Genomic DNA, 17,883 nt, shown 5'->3' with positions numbered 1-17,883 from the left:
GACAACCAGGGCAATCCGGTTTCGAGTGGTGTTTATCTATACCAGTTAAGAACGGCTGCTTTTTCGCAAGTGAGGAAGATGAGTTTGATGCGTTAATATTTACAAATTAAGAGGCCACCGGCGACTCGCCAAAGTCTTACAAACTGGTGGCCTTGAAGACGGCAAAGGATGATATTCCAGGAGGAAGTATCATCTATGGGATTTCTTTTTGTACTAAATTTCTAACAGGACACGAGCAATTCAGTGACAACAAAAACAATTAATCATAATAACAAAATAACTATGGAGGCATAACATGAAAACGCTGAAATATTATTCCGCGCTGGCCTACACAGGACTCCTCCTGCTGGGCCTCACAACACTAAGCCAGGCCCAATCAAATTGCATTTCTTCTCCACCTGGTTTAGTGGGTTTCTGGCCAGGGGATGGCAACGCCCTTGATGTCCAAGGAGGTAATGATGGGACATTGTTGAATGGGGCCACGTTTGCTGCCGGAATGGTTGACGACGCGTTTAGCTTTAATGGGGTGAATGGCTGTATTGATTTGAATACTAAAAACTTGATTGGTAGCAGCAGCTACTCTATAAGCACCTGGTTCAAAACCGGGGTAGGGGGTAATATATTAAGTAATGTTCACTCTGGTGGTCCAATATCTTATACGCTTCTTAGAGTTAGGGGAGATAATGGTAAGCTTCATTTTGTAATGCGTGGCGTGGGTCTACCCCAACAAAACTGGATGACGACAGCTAGGTTTGACGATAACCAATGGCATCATGCGGTTGCTGCAGTTGACAGAAATACAGCTGTTAGGATTTATGTCGATGGGTCTGAAATTACGAATTTTGACAATGTGGGTACAGTCCAAGTTGGGAGCGTAGACAATTCATCCGACACGTATCATATCGGGTCAAATGGGGAGTGTAATGGCGTTTTCAATGGCGATATCGACGAACTTTCGATTTACAATCGCGCTCTTTCTGTTTCAGAAATACAGAATATCTATAATGCGGGCAGCGGTGGTAAATGCAAAATTTCAGAGATACACTCGATTAGTCTTGCTTCTGGATTCGGTGCTCGAATTTTGGTTAGTGGGCCGCCATTTGACAACACCACGGACTTGGCTGCGAGTTCAGACGGAAAACTCTATGTTGGTGATTATGGGAATCCGATCCTGACTCTCAAAGCAAAGATTCATGAGATCGATCTCTCCACTCTTGCTGTATCTACTCTTGTAAATGGACTTCCCATATCACAGCCGGGCCAGTTGATCATCGGCAATGGACACCCAGTGGTTGGGACCGACTTGATCGTATCCGATCACAACACGGTGGAAACCGGATTCTGCTGTGACGGCCGAGTTTTCAGAATCAACAGGACAACAGGTGGAATCACAGTCCTAGCAAAAGGAAATCCCGAATTTCCAATACCGGGAGATCCGTTTGGCCTAGCTTTTGGACCAGGCGGCGATTTCGGTTTTCATCTATACGTCATGGATTTCATGGGCGCCTCAGTTAATCCGCCCGTGTTATATCGCATCGATGAGAATACTGGGGCGGCAACAACCTTCTTGGTCAATTCATCAATATGGACCGTTAATAGATCACCTGCAATTATCGCCTTCGGCTCGGGAGGCGGATTTGGCAACGATCTGTATGTCTCAGACGGTTCTTCGGTGGGTGGCCCTCGCAAAATCTGGCGTGTAACCCCTCAAGGAAATATCAGTATCTTTGTAGAAGGACTGGCCGGACCCCTCGAATTTGGTACTGGAGGGGCCTTCGGAACAGATCTGTACGTGTTTTCAGGTGGGAAGATTCAACAGATTTCGTCGGTCGGTTCGGTCTCGACGTTTGCCCAGGGCTTCATCTTTTCCGGCCTACAAACATCGCCATCATTCACGTTAGCTCCGGATGGCCAAAGCATGTTTGTGGCTATCAAAAACACCATTATCGAAATCTTCTTGGCAAATCAAGCGCCATTTGTAGCGTCAGATCAGGCAACCATTTCTGTTGACGAAGGACAAACAGCTACTAATACCGGCACCGTAAGCGACCCGGATGATGATCCCGTCACGCTGACTGTCTCTGTCGGAGCGGTCAGCAACAACAACGATGGTACATGGTCCTGGAGCTTCAGCGCCGATGATGGTCCCGCTCAAAGCCAGACGGTTTCCATCACAGCCGATGACGGGACGGAAACCAGCCAGACCACGTTCCAATTGACAGTAAATAACGTCGCGCCAACCATTGACGCCATCATAGTTCCAACGGACCCAATTGACATCAATAACCAACCCGTGACCGGCGTCAGTGCTACCTTCATCGACCCAGCCAACACCGCCGATGAGACATACACCTGCACCGTGGACTACAACGACGGTACCGGGCCACAGGCGGGAACGGTGACCGGAACCACCTGTGCCGGTCCCGGCCATACGTATGCAGAACCCGGTGTCTACACTGTCACCGTCACGGTTACCGACAAAGATAATGCAAACGGAAGTGCGGACGCAACCGAGTTCATCGTGGTTTACGACCCGACTGGAGGCTTTGTAACCGGCGGTGGCTGGATCGACTCGCCAGCGGAAGCGTGTGCAGATTTCTGCGTTGGCGCCTCCGGCAAAGCTACTTTCGGCTTCGTTTCAAAATATAAGAAAGGTGCTTCGGTGCCGACTGGACGGACTCAGTTCAAGTTCAAAGCTGGCAGCCTCGTTTTTAACTCGTCGAACTACGACTGGTTAGTGGTCGCCGGGGCGAAGGCCATGTACAAAGGCGACGGAACAATCAACGGCACAGGCAGCTACACCTTTCAGATCAACGCCATCGACGGGCAGGTCAATGGTGGTGGCGGGGTAGATAGGTTCCGCATTAAGATCAAAGAAACCGGCAGCGGAGTCATCTATGACAACCAGCCGGGCGCCGGGGACAATGACGATCCGACGACGGCTATCGGTGGTGGCAGTATAAAGATCCACATGGGTAGCAGCAAGATAGTTGCAAACGATTCCCAGGAAGAGTTTCTGTCCGAGACCATTCCGGAGAGCTATGGGCTTGAACAAAATTACCCCAATCCCTTCAATCCTGAGACGGAGATCTACTTCCAGCTACCTGAGGCAAATCATGTGGTCGTGACCATTTTCAATACCAACGGCCAGGAAATTCGCAGGTTGGTGGATGCCGAGTATGCAGCAGGCTACCACAGTCTTCGCTGGAATGGGATGGACAACCAGGGCAATCCGGTTTCGAGTGGTGTGTATCTATACCAGTTGAGAACGGCTGTATTTTCACAGGTGAGGAAGATGAGTTTGATGAGATAAGGAAGATTTTCCTAATAGTAGATAGTCTCTTTTAAACTGAAAGGAGTTCATCGTGAATTGTAAATTGAGAGTTGTACTGCTTTTGCTCGCAACTACCATATAAAGTGTTTTTCTTGTGGACGCGGTTGCAAGCCAGTTAGTCCTGACGTCAACTTCTCACTTACTTACAGAGCCTCGTTCTTGATTTGACGTGTAAGAAACTATTTTTGTAAAGAATGCCAAGAGGCGAGGGCCTTGGATCTATCAAGATAATGGATTTAATCAATTAATTTTAAAAGCTCACAAAATTTTAAGGAGGTTGTTATGAGTAAATATATCTTGGCAAAATGTGCCACCGTACTAGCCATCTGTTTATTCCTACTCTCAAGCTCAAGTTGTTCTACTATTTCCAGCTATGATGACGGGAAAATTCCCATTACCACCTCGTCTGAAAAAGCGCGGGAATACTACCTGCAGGGACAAGAGCTCGCTGACAAATTTCGCGCTCAAGAATCCATTCGATATTTTGAGAAAGCTGTTGCCGAAGATCCGGATTTTGCGTTGGCATATTTGAGGTTGTCCTTTGTCGCGCCGAGCACTAAAGAGTTTTTTGATCATTTCAATAAGGCGCAGACATTAGCCAACAAGGTTTCTGAGGGGGAGCGTTTATTGATTTTAAGCTTTGATGCAGCGGTAAATGGCGAGCCCATGAAACAGCGAGAGCTGCTCACAAAGCTGGTCACGACTTACCCCAACGACGAACGCGTTCACAACATTTTAGCTGACCACTACAGTGGTCAACAAGAATACGAGCTGGCCATTGAAGAGCGCAAAAAAGCCATCGAAATTAATCCGAATTTTTCACCCCCTTATAACATGATGGGCTACAACTACAGATCTTTAGGCAACTATTCGGAAGCGGAAGAGGCCTTTAAGAAATACATCGAATTGATTCCAGATGATCCCAATCCGTACGATTCTTATGCTGAATTGCTGTTGAAGATGGGTAAATATGATGCATCCATCGATTCTTACCAAAAAGCTCTGGAGATTAATCCGAATTTTGTTTTCTCTCATGTAGGTATTGCCACAAACCTGTGTTTTAAGGGAGAACACCAGCAGGCAAGAGATCAACTTCAAAAGTTTTACGACATGGCCCACGACGATGGCGAGCGACGAACAGCCCTCTTTGCTAGGGCGGTCATATATGTTGATGAGGGCAAAACGGAAATGGCGCTGGAAGAGCTTAACAAACAATACACTCTAGCGGACAAGATTAACGATGCCGTGGCCATGTCAGGCGATCTTGGCACGATGGCTAATATTCTTCTTGAGGCCGGGAGATTTGAGGAAGCTATGGCGAAGTTTGAAAAGTCTTTGCTACTTATCGAGAAATCCGATCTTTCTCAAAAGATCAAAGAGAATGTAAAACGTGGTCACCTTTTCAATACCGCCCGCGTTGCCTTGATGAAAGGAGATTTTACAACTGCAAAGGCCAAATCCGAAGAATATCATCGTCAAGCTGAAGTTTTAAAAAATTCGTCACAAATTCGTTCGGCACACCAGTTGGCAGGGATGATCGCACTAGAAGAGAAAGATTATGACAAAGCGCTGGAAGAACTCCATCAAGCCAATCAGCAGAACTCATACAACCTTTACAGAATATCGCTAGCCTATCAAGGCAAAGGTGATAGTGGGAAGGCCAAAGAATTCTGCATGAGAACCATAAATTTCAATGCGTTGAATAGTTTAAACCACTGTTTTGCCAAGAAAAAAGCTGAGAGAATGTTGGCTGCCATGACTTATTGATGTCAGATACCGGAATATAATTAACGATTTGATGGTAAAACCCTTAGAAAAAAGGAGGTCAAATATGAAAAGGAATTTTTTTCTAATGCCAGCATTCATTCTCATTTTTTGTATTCTACAGGGTTCGCTGACGGTAGCTCAAGAAAAAACTGAAGCATCTGCAAAAGCAGACACTGTAGCTGCAATAAGCGACACGACCAAAGTTAAGGAGAAGAAAGATGAAGAAAAGAAGTTTGATGAAGTCGTAAAGGACTTCAAAGTTATCGAAGGCTTATTTACTATGTATCACAAGGAGGAAGACAATACAGTCTTTCTGGAAATCAAGCCCGAACAGATGGATAATATTTTTCTTTGCAACGTGACTTTGGAGGCTGGAGACGGAGTTTATTTTGACTCCGGCGCTATGTGGATTAACTTTCCGTTTATTTTCAAGCGTGTTGGTAAGAAGGTTCAGTTTATTCACAAAAATGTTTATTATCGTGCCGATCCCAATACGCCAATCTCAAGGGCCGTAAGCCGCGGCGTTTCCAGTTCGATCATCGGTTCGGCCAAAATAGAAAGTAAACCTCATCCTGAACGCAACAGCATTTTAGTAGATCCCTCTGGCTTTTTCCTTCAGGACTACGGCGATATTGGATACTATCTTAGTGAGATTGCAAAGGTCGATTTTAAGTTTGACAAAGAGGAAAGCTATTTCAGTATGCTCAAATCTTTCCCTTTTAACACCGAGATTGAAACCGTCATCCATTTCAAAAACAGTAAACCAAAACCCAGCCTTGCGCGAATTGCCGACGGTCGCAGCATGCAGCACCGTTATCGATATAGCCTCTCTACTCTGCCCGAAACCGGTTACCGGCCTCGGCTGGCCGACGACCGTGTTGGCCATTTTTTAACTTTGCACCAGGATTACACCACGCAAACAAAAGATTCACCTTATGTTCGATACGTCAACCGCTGGCACCTGGAAAAGACTAATCCAAATGCTAAGATTTCGAAGCCCAAGCAGCCCATCGTCTTCTGGCTGGAAAATACCATTCCCTATGAATATCGACAGGCCGTAAAAGAGGGCGCCTTGATGTGGAATGCGGCATTCGAACAAATCGGCTTTAAACAAGCCATAGTCGTCAAACAACAACCCGATGACGCGGATTGGGATCCGGCGGACGTTCGCTATCACACCATACGTTGGATTGTGATGCCTGGCGGCGGCTATGCCGTAGGCCCTTCGCTTGCAAATCCTTTTACCGGTCAAATCTACGATGCGGATATTCGTATTAGCGCCGACTACATTCGCTACATGGTACGTGGACTCGAAGAATATGTAGATCCTTTGTCCATTGTCTCGGATATCTTAAATCCAACATTATCGAGTTGGAGCCAACCCATGAAAGCCTGCAACTATGGTGAAGGCAAAGCACAAGAAGCCGCTTTTGGTTGGAGCATCTTAAGTAGCCGCGACTCTTTTTATCTCGATTCACCTAAGGCAAAAGAATACATTAGAGATGCCATTAAAGACCTGATCGCACATGAAGTCGGTCATACTTTGGGTCTGCGGCATAATTTCCGTGCCAGCACAATTCATACAGCCGATGAATTACGAGACAAGAGCTTAACGATTAAGGAAGGAATTTCTGGTTCCGTGATGGATTACAATCCTGTCAATCTCGCTGGCAAGGGAAAGAAGCAAGGACAGTTTTGGCACACTTCAGTAGGTATATATGACTACTGGGCCATTGAATACGCTTACAAACAAATCGATGCCAAATCCCCGGAAGCTGAACTGAAAGAATTAAAGAAAATTGCAAGCAGAGTTTCGGAACCTAAACTTGCTTATGGAACCGATGAAGATGCGTTTGGCTTTTCGCCGCAAGGTATCGACCCGGTGACCAACATGTTCGACCTGGGTCCAGATCCCATTGCTTTCTTCAAGGAACGACTTGAACTGGCTACAGAACTCCTGAACAATATTGAGAATAATTTTGAAAAAAAGGGCACGCGTTATCAGAAAATGCGGCTTGTTTTAGGGCAGGTTATGCGGCAGTACTTTATTGCGGCAGCTACGTTACCCAAGTATGTCGGCGGCATCTACCACCGCCGCGATCACATCGGCGATAAAGGTCAGCGAACACCTTTCGAACCGGTGAGTTCAAAAAAACAGCGGGAAGCGATGGAGGCTTTGAAGCAGCATATTTTTGGCCGAGAAGCCTTCAAGTTTCCACCCAGCCTGATGAGAAAACTCACACCAGAACGTTTTTACGATTTCGATTTTTCACTTTATTATGTACCGCGTGTAGATTACCCAATTCATGATGTGGTTATCAATTTACAAAACTCTGCGCTTAATCGCCTGTACCATCCGATCAGAATGAACCGGATGGTGGATTTAGGTTTATATTTTGAAAATGGCCATTCGATGTTCTCCCTTGCCGAAATGTTTCTGGAATTGCGAAATACAATTTGGTCGGAAGTCGAGGAACGAGCGAGCATAAACAGTTTTCGACGTAACTTACAGCGTGCACATCTCAACAAAATTATTGCTCTGGTAGTGAAACCAACAGGCGCCCCGTACTTCTCACCTGCAAGCAGTCAAAAGCCTGCCGGTAAGACGATGCCGCCAGGAGATGCCATAGCGCTCGCAAGAGCAGATTTAAAGTTACTGCAAGAAGGCATCACAAAGTCACTGAACAATTCAGCATTAGATGTCACTTCCCGGGCCCATTTGGAGGAGTCCCTTTCTCGCATTACAGCAGCACTCAATGCTGAATTACAAAGACAACTGTAAAAAATAAATCTAATCACCTATAAATTTAATCAACTAAGACGAAGGAGATAAGGAATGAAAGAGATTCGAAACATTTTCATTATGCTGATTCTTTTCGTTTTCATATTAGGATGTCAAAATACTGGTGGTGATCCAACTGTCCAAGGTGAATCTAATTATTATGGTTATATTAAATCTAAAACTAATGATAATTCCCTTTGGTGTACATATATGATTAATAGTGACCCATCTAAATTTTTGGGTCATAAAATTAAATTATCAGCGCTAATAAGAACTCAAGATGTTATTGAAGGAGTACGAATGTTTTTAGAGTTGATACCAAAGAAAAACTTGGTCAGTTTTGATAATATTTGGTATACACCAATACAAGGTACAACTAATTGGAAAAATTATGAAATTATCTTAGAATCTCCCAAAAATGCATCAAATATTGCCTATGGCTTCATGTTATCTGGCACTGGATATTCCAAATTTAAAATTTAAGAATAGAGATTATAAAATAATTATATAACCCAGTTTTCGAAAAGATGAAACTCATTGTTTATATACGGTAATATGGATTGATAAGAACTATGAGTTAGTACAATCGTTAGCAGCAAGCTTTGAACGACATAGAAACAATTGAGATAAAGCAATGGAAAAGAGAAAAAAGAAAAAAATTATTATTGGAGTAATACTAGGATTTGGTTTGTTGATTTTTGGAATTTTACTCACAATCCCATTTCTTATAATTAACCCGATGGTTAATAAGCATGTTGACTTTAACAAAGTATGGACAGCAAAAGAATTTGGGATAGAAGCGGAGCACTTCTTTGTCAAGACAGATGATGGGTTGAATATTTCAGCATATGAAGTTGCAGTAGAAAAACCCAAAGCAGTTATTATTTGCCTGTCTGGATTCAGCAACCCTTCTGCCACTATATATTTCGGACATGCCCGTTTTTTTAAAGAACACGATTATGCCACTATTCTTTTCGACATGCGAGCTCATGGAGAAAGCGATGGCGATATGATTTGTTTGGGCTATAAGGAGTTTCTTGATACAAGAGCCATTGTACAACACATAAAAGCAAAACCCGCATACAACAATGTTCCAATCGTTGTTTTCGGCTTATCAATGGGAGGTGCAACCGCCATCAATTCCATAGGAGAAATACCTGAAATTGACGGTTTAATAAGTTTATCAGCATATTCATCAGTGGAAGATTATCTTTATGAAGACATGGCAACTCAAGCTCCAGTTTTTTTTGCAAAAATTGTAAAACCATTTGTTACATTGGCTACAATACTAAAATTCAAGGTAAACAGTTGGTCCGTCAATCCTAAGAAAGAGATTGAAAAATTGGGAAGCAGACCAGCATTACTCATGCATACGAAGGGAGACGCCGGAGTTTCATTTTCCAACTTTGAAAGAATACTTAGTCATTCGCCTCCCCATGTTGAAACATTTATTCGCGAAGGAAACATACATTTTGTAACCAAAAACTTTACTGAGCCTGAAAAGGATACAGAATATGCCACAAAATTATTACAATTTCTGGATAAGAACTTTTCTGAACGATAGACAAATGTCAGCCCCTAACATTGGGCTTATAACGATGCAAAAGCGAGGTTGGCGAAGTTGATTGAAGTGGAAGCATTGTAATGATTGGCCAAACTACTCGAGAAAACGCGAGATAAATCTCGCTTTACAGTTTACCCAAAAATAAAGAAGGGCCTTCCATAAATGGCTGACCCTTTGTTATTGGCTCTAGACCGCTAAATATACCTGAGTGAAACTTATGTGCCTTGCTCCCATGAAGAGAGGTATTCTTTTTGTTCCGGCGTAAGGGTGTCAATCCCGATACCCATGGTTTCCAGTTTTAACCGAGCAATCCAATCTTCGATTTCTGCCGAGACATCATAAACTTTTGCTACTAGTTGATCTTTATTTTTGATTACCCATTCGGAAGCTAAGGCCTGGGTCGCAAAGCTCATATCCATTACAGAAGCAGGATGGCCTTCGGCGCAGGCAAGGTTTACTAATCGGCCTTCGGCGAGGATGAAAATACGGTTTCCGCTCGGAAGGGTATATTCATCCACTAAATCTCGAACGTCTTTACGAATATTTGTTGCAATCTTCGCAAGACCATCTAAGTCAAGTTCTACATTAAAATGACCGGAGTTGGCAACTATGGCGCCATTTTTCATTTTTTCAAAATGCTCAGCCCTGATGACGTTGATGTCACCGGTTAAAGTACAGAAAACATCACCAATTTCCGCAGCTTTCTCTATTGGCATCACATCATAGCCATCCATTGCGGCTTCCAATGCACGAATCGGATCGACTTCGGTCACGATCAACTTGGCGCCTAATCCGCGCATACGCATGGAAAATCCTTTGCCACACCAGCCATAACCCACTACTACGACATTTTTACCCGCCACCAATACATCAGTGGCCCTGATAATTCCATCAACTGTCGACTGGCCTGTTCCGTAACGGTTATCGAATAAATATTTTGTTGCTGCATCGTTCACCGAAATCACCGGAAATTTTAAAGCGCCATCTTTTGCCATTGCCTTCAACCGGATCATGCCAGTTGTAGTTTCTTCCAGACTGCCAAAAACTGATTTGGAAACTTCGGGATAGTCCGAATGAATAACGGAAACCAGGTCAGCGCCATCATCCATTGTTATAACAGGATTATGCTCGACACAGTCCCGCAAATGGGCATAATAAGTATCTCTGTTTTCACCTTTAATCGCGAACACTGGAATATCATAATCAGAAACCAGTGATGCAGCTACGTCATCTTGTGTGCTCAGCGGATTTGATGCGCAGAGATAAAGCACGGCGCCACCCGCTTTTAGTGTTCTAGCCAGGTTTGCTGTCTCGGCGGTTACATGTAAGCAAGCAGACATATGAAACCCGTCTAAGGGTTTTTCGGCAATAAAACGATCCCGAATTTTCTTCAGAACCGGCATATCGTTATCCGCCCACTCAATTCTTTTTTTCCCTTTTGACGCTAGTCCAAGATCTTTAACATCATATTTCACAATAGTGCCTTTCTTTAATTATTTACCAGGTTATCTTTTTAATTCTTCTACTCGGTTGGTTAACTCCCAGGTAAAACCATCCTCATTTCTGCCAAAATGACCATAGGATGCCGTTTTCCTATAAATGGGCTTTCTTAAATCCAAAGCCTCAATGATTCCATGCGGGGTTAAATCAAATATTTGTTGAATTCTATTTACAATTTGTTCGTCTGGCATGATGCCGCTACCAAATGTGTTTACGGAAACGGAAACTGGTTCTGCAACACCAATTGCATAAGCTAATTGAACTTCACAGGAGTTTGCTAATCCGGCTGCCACTACATTTTTTGCTACCCATCTTGCGGCATATGCCGCCGATCGATCAACTTTGGACGGATCCTTTCCGGAAAATGCTCCGCCGCCATGGCGAGCATAACCGCCATAAGTATCAACAATAATCTTTCTACCGGTTAAACCGGCATCGCCCTGGGGTCCGCCTATCACGAACCTTCCGGTAGGATTGATATGGAATTTAACTTTATCGGGATCGTATAGATTTTTTGGCAATACGGGATCGATGACATTAGTGATCACATCGTGGTGAAGTTTTTCATTGGTAACATCCGGATCATGTTGCGTTGAAATGACTACAGTATGAACATATGCCGGCTTGCCGTCTTCGTATTGAATGGTCACCTGCGATTTTCCATCCGGGCGAAGGTAAGGCAACTCACCGGATTTTCGGACAGTATCCAGGCGCTCTATCAACCTGTGTGCTAATTGGATGGGTAATGGCATCAGTTCTTTGGTCTCATCGATTGCGAAACCGAACATCATTCCCTGGTCCCCGGCTCCTTCTTTATCCACTCCCAATGCAATATCGGGAGATTGTTGATCGATCGTTGTTAACACTGAACAGGTGAGATAATCAAAACCGTACGCGGCGTCAGTGTAGCCAATGTCCTGAATCACTTTACGGACCAAAGTTGGAATGTCGACATAACAGTCAGTTGAAATTTCACCTCCTACCAGGGCCATACCGGTTGTGACAAATGTTTCACATGCAACACGCCCATTGGGATCTTCTTTGTAAACCGCGTCCAAAACAGCATCGGAAATCTGGTCTGCAATTTTATCAGGGTGGCCTTCAGTTACAGATTCTGAAGTAAATAATCTATTGTTGCTCATTTAATTCCTTTCAATTATTTATCAATTCCTTTTATTCTTCCGCTAATTTCGATTTCAGAAACTCAATATTTAATATCGGCGTGGGATCCTCTTCATTTAACATGGCTAAGTTAAAACTTACAAAATCAGCTAAATAGATCAAAGAAAACATTCTGGCAAGCAAGGTATTCCCCGATGTTTCCAATTCAAGCATCGGGGTTTCACTCCGGTTTATCAACTCCTTTACAATATCCATTCGTTTTTGGACACGCGGATGATCTTCATGATCCCTAATAAGGATGGCTGCCAATTGTTTATTCAAACCCATTTTTCCAGCTCTCTGCCAGCCAATGATCTCATTATGGTTCATCTCGGGAATCACGTTATTGTATGCCAACACTTTGCTGTTTTCGCTGATCTGTCCTTTCCAGCGAATTGCCACAGTTTCCATCTTTGATGAAGAGTAAATAACCGGAATCCGGCCTTTACAAAATTCTGCGATTTCCAAAGCTTTTGAATCAACTTCGCTGCCCGGATCGTACCGTTCACTCATAGAACTTAAAAGTTCAATTACTTCATTCATATCAATAAAACGAGAATCAATCCAACCCCAATCAACCAGGTTCATAAGAAATGGGATAAACAGGTAGCCCAATGCAGTACGAGGAGGTTGTCCGCCTGGAATTTGTATTATCCGATGTTTATTTTCATTTGCAATGTTTAGCAGCTTACCGCCACTTGTAGATACCAGACATTGGCAACCTTTTGATATTGCTTCTTGATATGCTGCTAATGTTTCTTCGGTATTGCCAGAATAGCTTGAAACTAAAGTGAAACTACGATCACTTACCCAACCAGGAACCTCGTACCCTCGGATCACACTGCAAGGAAATGTACCCGAAGCAGAAATCAGGTCTTTTAAGATATCTCCGCCAATGGCCGATCCACCCATTCCGATGATCAAAACATTATCAATTTTAATTTGCGGTTTGGGGATACGATTATCCTGGGCAATCGTCAAAGCAGCTTGTACCTGGTTCGGAAATTCTCGGATCAACTTATGCATATTCCCGGAGTCGTATTTTTGGATAGCGCTTTTCATTTTACTCAGTTCAGGTATATTTTTCTTAAGATTAATTTTTATCGGTAATTTCTACTTGAAAAACTTCGGAAAACTGGGGTGCTTCCTTAAGCATAAAGGCCTTTAGCCTGTCTTCAATTTCATCTGCTGTGGAAAAATTGACTATTTCATCTGCCAGGCGTTTCATAGAGTTGAATCGGATAGATCGAATTAATTTTTTGACTCCCGGGATATTAGCAGGTGTAACGCTCAATTCATCCATACCCAATCCAACCAAAAAAGGAACCATATGTAGATCACTTGCCATTTCTCCACATAGTCCTACCCAAATGCCATTTTTGTGACCGACCTCGACAGTTTCCTTTATTTGTCGCAGAATAGCCGGATGATAATTTGTATAAAGATTAGCAATTCTTTCATTTCCTCTATCTACTGCAAGTGTATATTGGATTAAGTCATTTGTTCCAATACTGAAAAAGTTGACTTCCTTAGCCAGATGACCGGCCAATAAAACGGCAGATGGCACCTCAACCATAATGCCGATTTCGATATTTTGATTAAAAGCCTTACCTTCTTTTTTGAGTTCCTCCATTGCCTGTCTAAGGAGTATCTTGCTCTCCCTCACTTCTTCAACTGCGGAAATCATTGGAAACATCATACGAAGGCTTTTTCGGCTGCTGGCCCTAAGTATCGCTTTTAATTGTTTCAAAAATAGTTCCGGAATATCAAGGCTAATCCGAATGGATCGCCATCCTAAAAATGGATTTTCCTCATCATAAGAATCCTCTCCCAAAACCGATTTGTCTCCTCCTAAATCAAATGTTCGGATTTTCACTGAATTTGGATAGATACTATCCACAACTTTTAAATACTCCTGGTATTGTTCTTCTTCAGATGGGAAATCCGTTTTATTAAGGAAAATATATTCGGTTCGGAAAAGTCCAATTCCTTTTGCACCATAATTCAAAGCAGACTTTGCTTCATCGGGCAGGTCAATATTTGCGGCAATCTGCACATCGTGCCCATCCAATGTTTTAGCCGGAAGTTCCTTTAAGGGTTGCAGAGTCTGTTGAAATTCCTGGTATTTTTCCTGCAACTCCCGGTAGCGGAGTAGCGTTTCTTTTGAAGGATGAAGAATTACTTTTCCGCTGTTGCCATCGACAACCAATCGATCGTCATTTTTTACACGATCAGAAAAATTCTTCAATCCAACAACTGCAGGTTTTTCCAGTCCCTTAGCTAAAATAGCTACGTGAGATGTTCGGCCACCCAAATCGACAGATAAACCCAGGATGATATTTCTATCAAGCATTACTGTTTGAGAAGGAGTCATCTGGTGGGCAACCATGATTCTCATCCCTTTATTTGATTTTATTTCCTGGCTTTTTTCCCCCATCAAATTTCTAAGAACTCGACGTTTTACATCGAGAATATCCACACCTCGTTCTTTAAGGTAATCATCTTCACTACTTGAAAGAGTATTAAAGAATTCACTCATTAAATCAAAATAAACCCATTCCGTATTCCGTTTTTGCTTTCGGATTCGTTTGATAGTCTCATCGATCACGACCGGGTCGTCGAGGATTAGTATGTGGGATTCAAATAGATTTGCTGCTGTCTCACCTAATCGATTTAAAACGCGATTTCTAATTACTTTTAATTGACTCCGTGTACTTACAAGTGCTTCATGAAATCGTTCAATCTCTTCATCGACCTGATTCTTGGAGATTTCTTTCCGATCAAATTCTAGTTTTTCCCGGGAAAGAACGGTGGCAACTCCGATTGCTATTCCAGGAGAAGCGGCAATACCCTTACAAATTACTTCTTTTACTGGTAATCGGTTCAATCTTCCTCGAATTTATTTTCAAAAAGTTCAACGACTTTTTCCATTGCTTCTATTTCATCCGGTCCATTCATTTGCAAAACAAGGGTTGAACCGGGTTCGGCAGCCAACGCCATTACACTCATAATGCTTTTCCCATTAATTGCAACACCATTTTTCACCATAGTAAATGAAGATGAGAATTTTGCAACCGTTTTTACAAGTAAAGCGGCTGGTCGAGCATGCAAGCCTAATTGATTTGATATTGTTACTTCTTTTTCTATCATCCGGATTCTATAAAGATAGGTGGATTATTTTTCTTAACTTATTAAGGTACAAAGATATTAAAGACCATTAGTAAAGCAAGGTTTAAAAAAATAGGCCAACTAATTGGTTTTCTGGCTTTTACGAAATACCATGTAATTGAAACTACTAAAAATAGAAAAGCGACCATAGACCAGTCGAATGTTTCTCCGGTGAAAACAATAATATAGCCGATGAACAATCCAAGAAGTACAAATCCTATGGAACGCAAAATTTGGTATTGTTTTTCATATTTTCTTTTTGATAATTCACGTACTATATCGAAATCCATTTCGTAGCCTCGAATTATGCCGTAATAACGCATATATAAATGCGGAATATTATAAGAGACAAACAGCACAATAGGTCCTAAAAAGCCCAAGAGTAAGCTTGTAAACACGCTCAGTAAAGCAGTTAGGGGTTTAATCGTTTGCCAAAATAATTTATCGCCAACAGCACCTAACGGCCCACAAAGGCGATCTTTAAAAACTATGATAGGTTTATCAGATTCCCATTTTTCAAATATTTTTTTCTCCTCCAGGCGAGCTACGGCGCCTAATGCAAAAGAGGCAAAATAAGGATGTGCATTAAAAAATTGCAAATGCCGTTTCAAGCATTCGCTTCTACCTTCTTTATCAGAATATAGTTTTTTAATAGATGGTATCAAACAATAGCAAAATCCCAATGCGATAAGCCTTTGATAATTCCAGGATGCCTGGATATAAAAACTTCGAAACAATATTCTAATTAAATCTATTTTCCTGAGTGATCGCATTTAAAATATGATAGTTAAGAGAATTCCGGCAAAAATGGCTATTACCAGGTATCGCATGTTCTTTCGTTCAAAAAATAACTGGAAAATGATAACGGATCCCATTGCTAAGAAGACCAGTTGAATTTGTTGCTTTGTCAACGGGGCTTCACCCGGTAACTGCATTAAAAGTTGATTCACAATAAATAATCCACTTAAATAAAATACTAAACTAAGTACCGCACTGTGAAAATATGCCAAAACAAAAGCAATCAGATGAATCCTTTCAACGCCATTAACATCGCCGGTTTCGGCAAACTGATCAGCCTTTTCAATTAAGCGCTTGTTAAACTGGCGCAATCTTACGATGGCAGAGCCAAAAATATAAGCAATGATTATTGCAAAGACAGATGTCAGTAGAATAATCCAGGACTCCGAGAAGTTTGAATTATTCTTAATTGAAAGAGCAATCATCAGACCGACGAATGAGCCGATGTTTCCTTCCGGGTATTTTGCCCCGCCGGTGGGAACATCGTAAAGCCAGATTAACTCAAAAATAATTCCAAAAAATAAACCAAGCTGAGGATCTCCGAAAATTGTTCCGATTAGTGTGCAGGCTATAATTGGATGTGATATTAAAACCTGCCAAGCAGCTGTTGAATCAAGCCCAATAACTCCGCCAACAAAAAACACCACCAAGATTTCATTTATCATTTAGAAACAATCTCAGGCAGAAAACCAGATAATTTACAGATGAGTTGCATAATCTACACACTTTTTATAAAGAAATTCAACTAAAAAATAAGGAATTTGGGAATGTTAAATTCATGGGATAGTTTCTTCAGAGATATTTAAATATAAATTTCCTGTGTTTATTAGGAACCAACTTTACAATATTCAATGAATAGATTTGTGATAGTAATGTCGTTAAATTTGTGTAAAAATAAATAAGGAAGGTGCTGCTCCAATAGCTATATTTTAATTAAACACATTAATTAAAAACAATAGAGAACTATAATCAGCTCATAGGCATTGCTCGCAGCAGCAGTCTTAATCTCATCGGTGCAATTGTGATTATGAGAATATCCGTTTTTTTTCCGTCTGCTGAACTTAATCACTGGCATGAACTGATTTTCACCCTATTGGACGGCCGATATGAAGCGGCAGATAGTGTTGTTCGTACAACCTTCCCGTTTTCCAATGATTCAGATTTACCAATACGGGTTTACTTTTAATCATCGTAATCACAATTGCACAGATGAGGTAAAGAAGGACAGGACCGCCCATAGAACCACGGGATGAATTCATTAACAAACCCTGCCTCTGATTAGGGGAATAAACTTTGTTCTTGAACTGTTATTTTACAAAATAGATAACTTGTGCAGAATAAATGTTTATGGAGCAGGTGTGAAGTCTTCCAGTATTTCCAGTTTCTTCGTTGTTGTTCTCCTCGTCTTTCTGAGTGCGTGTAAAGATGAAACAACCGTAGAATATCTTCAAAATCCTAATCCGGAAGATGAAGTAATCACAGATGACCCGGTGCAGACAGATACAACTGAGATCTTTATCGTCGATGCAACCGGTAAAAAGTGGGAAATAGGTCACGCAGTGCGTCAATATGGCTTCGAGCCCGTCAAATTTCAGTTTGGACTGGGGCCGAACGCGATCCCACCAATTCTTGACCCTCAAATGATTTGGCCTGGTCAACCTGGTTATCCGGATGATGGCAGCACTTTTCTAGTTCTTGGGATCAGCTTGGAAGAGGATGCTCGTGCTTATTCTATTCAAAGGCTGAGTTCTAGCGAAGTCGCCGATGAGAAATTTGGCGATGTGCACGTGGCTGTGGCTTACTGACCGC

At 42.2% G+C, this 17,883-nt stretch carries 14 protein-coding genes; 6 read left to right on the top strand and 8 right to left on the bottom strand.

The window, feature by feature from the left end; translation table 11 throughout:
- Positions 1 to 295: 295 nt before the first annotated feature.
- From IIC38_10685 to IIC38_10665, 5 genes are all read left to right on the top strand, one after another.
- Positions 296 to 3,313, top strand: a complete 3,018-nt coding sequence (locus IIC38_10685) for a T9SS type A sorting domain-containing protein (GenBank protein MCH8126418.1) — start codon at positions 296 to 298, stop codon at positions 3,311 to 3,313.
- Positions 3,314 to 3,616: 303 nt separating this feature from the next.
- Positions 3,617 to 5,101: a tetratricopeptide repeat protein gene (locus IIC38_10680; GenBank protein MCH8126417.1), complete on the top strand. Its 1,485-nt coding sequence runs from the start codon at positions 3,617 to 3,619 to the stop codon at positions 5,099 to 5,101.
- Between the two features lie 64 nt (positions 5,102 to 5,165).
- Positions 5,166 to 7,883 (top strand): zinc-dependent metalloprotease, encoded by a 2,718-nt coding sequence (locus IIC38_10675; protein ID MCH8126416.1) that lies wholly within the window; start codon positions 5,166 to 5,168, stop codon positions 7,881 to 7,883.
- A 54-nt stretch (positions 7,884 to 7,937) separates the two neighbouring features.
- Positions 7,938 to 8,366 carry a hypothetical protein gene (locus IIC38_10670; protein MCH8126415.1) on the top strand — a complete coding sequence of 143 codons (429 nt, stop codon included), beginning with the start codon at positions 7,938 to 7,940 and terminating at the stop codon, positions 8,364 to 8,366.
- 151 nt (positions 8,367 to 8,517) lie between these two features.
- Positions 8,518 to 9,447 carry an alpha/beta fold hydrolase gene (locus IIC38_10665; GenBank protein ID MCH8126414.1) on the top strand — a complete coding sequence of 310 codons (930 nt, stop codon included), beginning with the start codon at positions 8,518 to 8,520 and terminating at the stop codon, positions 9,445 to 9,447.
- Positions 9,448 to 9,662: 215 nt separating this feature from the next.
- Here IIC38_10665 and IIC38_10660 read toward each other — a convergent pair whose 3' ends face one another.
- From IIC38_10660 to IIC38_10625, 8 genes are all read right to left on the bottom strand, one after another.
- Positions 9,663 to 10,922 (bottom strand): adenosylhomocysteinase, encoded by a 1,260-nt coding sequence (locus IIC38_10660; protein ID MCH8126413.1) that lies wholly within the window; start codon positions 10,920 to 10,922, stop codon positions 9,663 to 9,665.
- 30 nt (positions 10,923 to 10,952) lie between these two features.
- A complete protein-coding gene (locus IIC38_10655) occupies positions 10,953 to 12,089 on the bottom strand; it encodes a methionine adenosyltransferase (protein ID MCH8126412.1) in 1,137 nt (378 codons plus the stop codon).
- Between the two features lie 31 nt (positions 12,090 to 12,120).
- Positions 12,121 to 13,170 carry a bifunctional phosphoglucose/phosphomannose isomerase gene (locus IIC38_10650; GenBank protein ID MCH8126411.1) on the bottom strand — a complete coding sequence of 350 codons (1,050 nt, stop codon included), beginning with the start codon at positions 13,168 to 13,170 and terminating at the stop codon, positions 12,121 to 12,123.
- A 31-nt stretch (positions 13,171 to 13,201) separates the two neighbouring features.
- The gene (ptsP, locus tag IIC38_10645) at positions 13,202 to 14,995 is read right to left on the bottom strand and encodes a phosphoenolpyruvate--protein phosphotransferase (protein MCH8126410.1); all 1,794 of its coding nucleotides are present in this window, start codon (positions 14,993 to 14,995) and stop codon (positions 13,202 to 13,204) included.
- Positions 14,992 to 15,258, bottom strand: a complete 267-nt coding sequence (locus IIC38_10640; GenBank protein MCH8126409.1) for an HPr family phosphocarrier protein — start codon at positions 15,256 to 15,258, stop codon at positions 14,992 to 14,994. Before IIC38_10640 ends, ptsP begins: the two co-directional genes overlap by 4 nt.
- 41 nt (positions 15,259 to 15,299) lie before the next feature.
- The gene (locus IIC38_10635) at positions 15,300 to 16,049 is read right to left on the bottom strand and encodes a PTS system mannose/fructose/sorbose family transporter subunit IID (GenBank protein ID MCH8126408.1); all 750 of its coding nucleotides are present in this window, start codon (positions 16,047 to 16,049) and stop codon (positions 15,300 to 15,302) included.
- A complete protein-coding gene (locus IIC38_10630) occupies positions 16,050 to 16,739 on the bottom strand; it encodes a PTS sugar transporter subunit IIC (GenBank protein ID MCH8126407.1) in 690 nt (229 codons plus the stop codon).
- A gap of 420 nt (positions 16,740 to 17,159) precedes the next feature.
- Positions 17,160 to 17,333, bottom strand: coding sequence for a hypothetical protein (locus tag IIC38_10625; protein ID MCH8126406.1), 174 nt, complete (start codon positions 17,331 to 17,333; stop codon positions 17,160 to 17,162).
- A gap of 99 nt (positions 17,334 to 17,432) precedes the next feature.
- On the opposite strand from IIC38_10625, the gene IIC38_10620 reads away from it, so the two are divergent.
- Positions 17,433 to 17,879, top strand: coding sequence for a DUF3179 domain-containing protein (locus IIC38_10620; protein ID MCH8126405.1), 447 nt, complete (start codon positions 17,433 to 17,435; stop codon positions 17,877 to 17,879).
- Positions 17,880 to 17,883: the final 4 nt, after the last annotated feature.

Source organism: candidate division KSB1 bacterium, assembly GCA_022566355.1.
Lineage (GTDB): Bacteria > Zhuqueibacterota > JdFR-76 > JdFR-76 > DREG01 > JADFJB01.
This window is presented reverse-complemented; position numbering and strand designations above follow the sequence as displayed.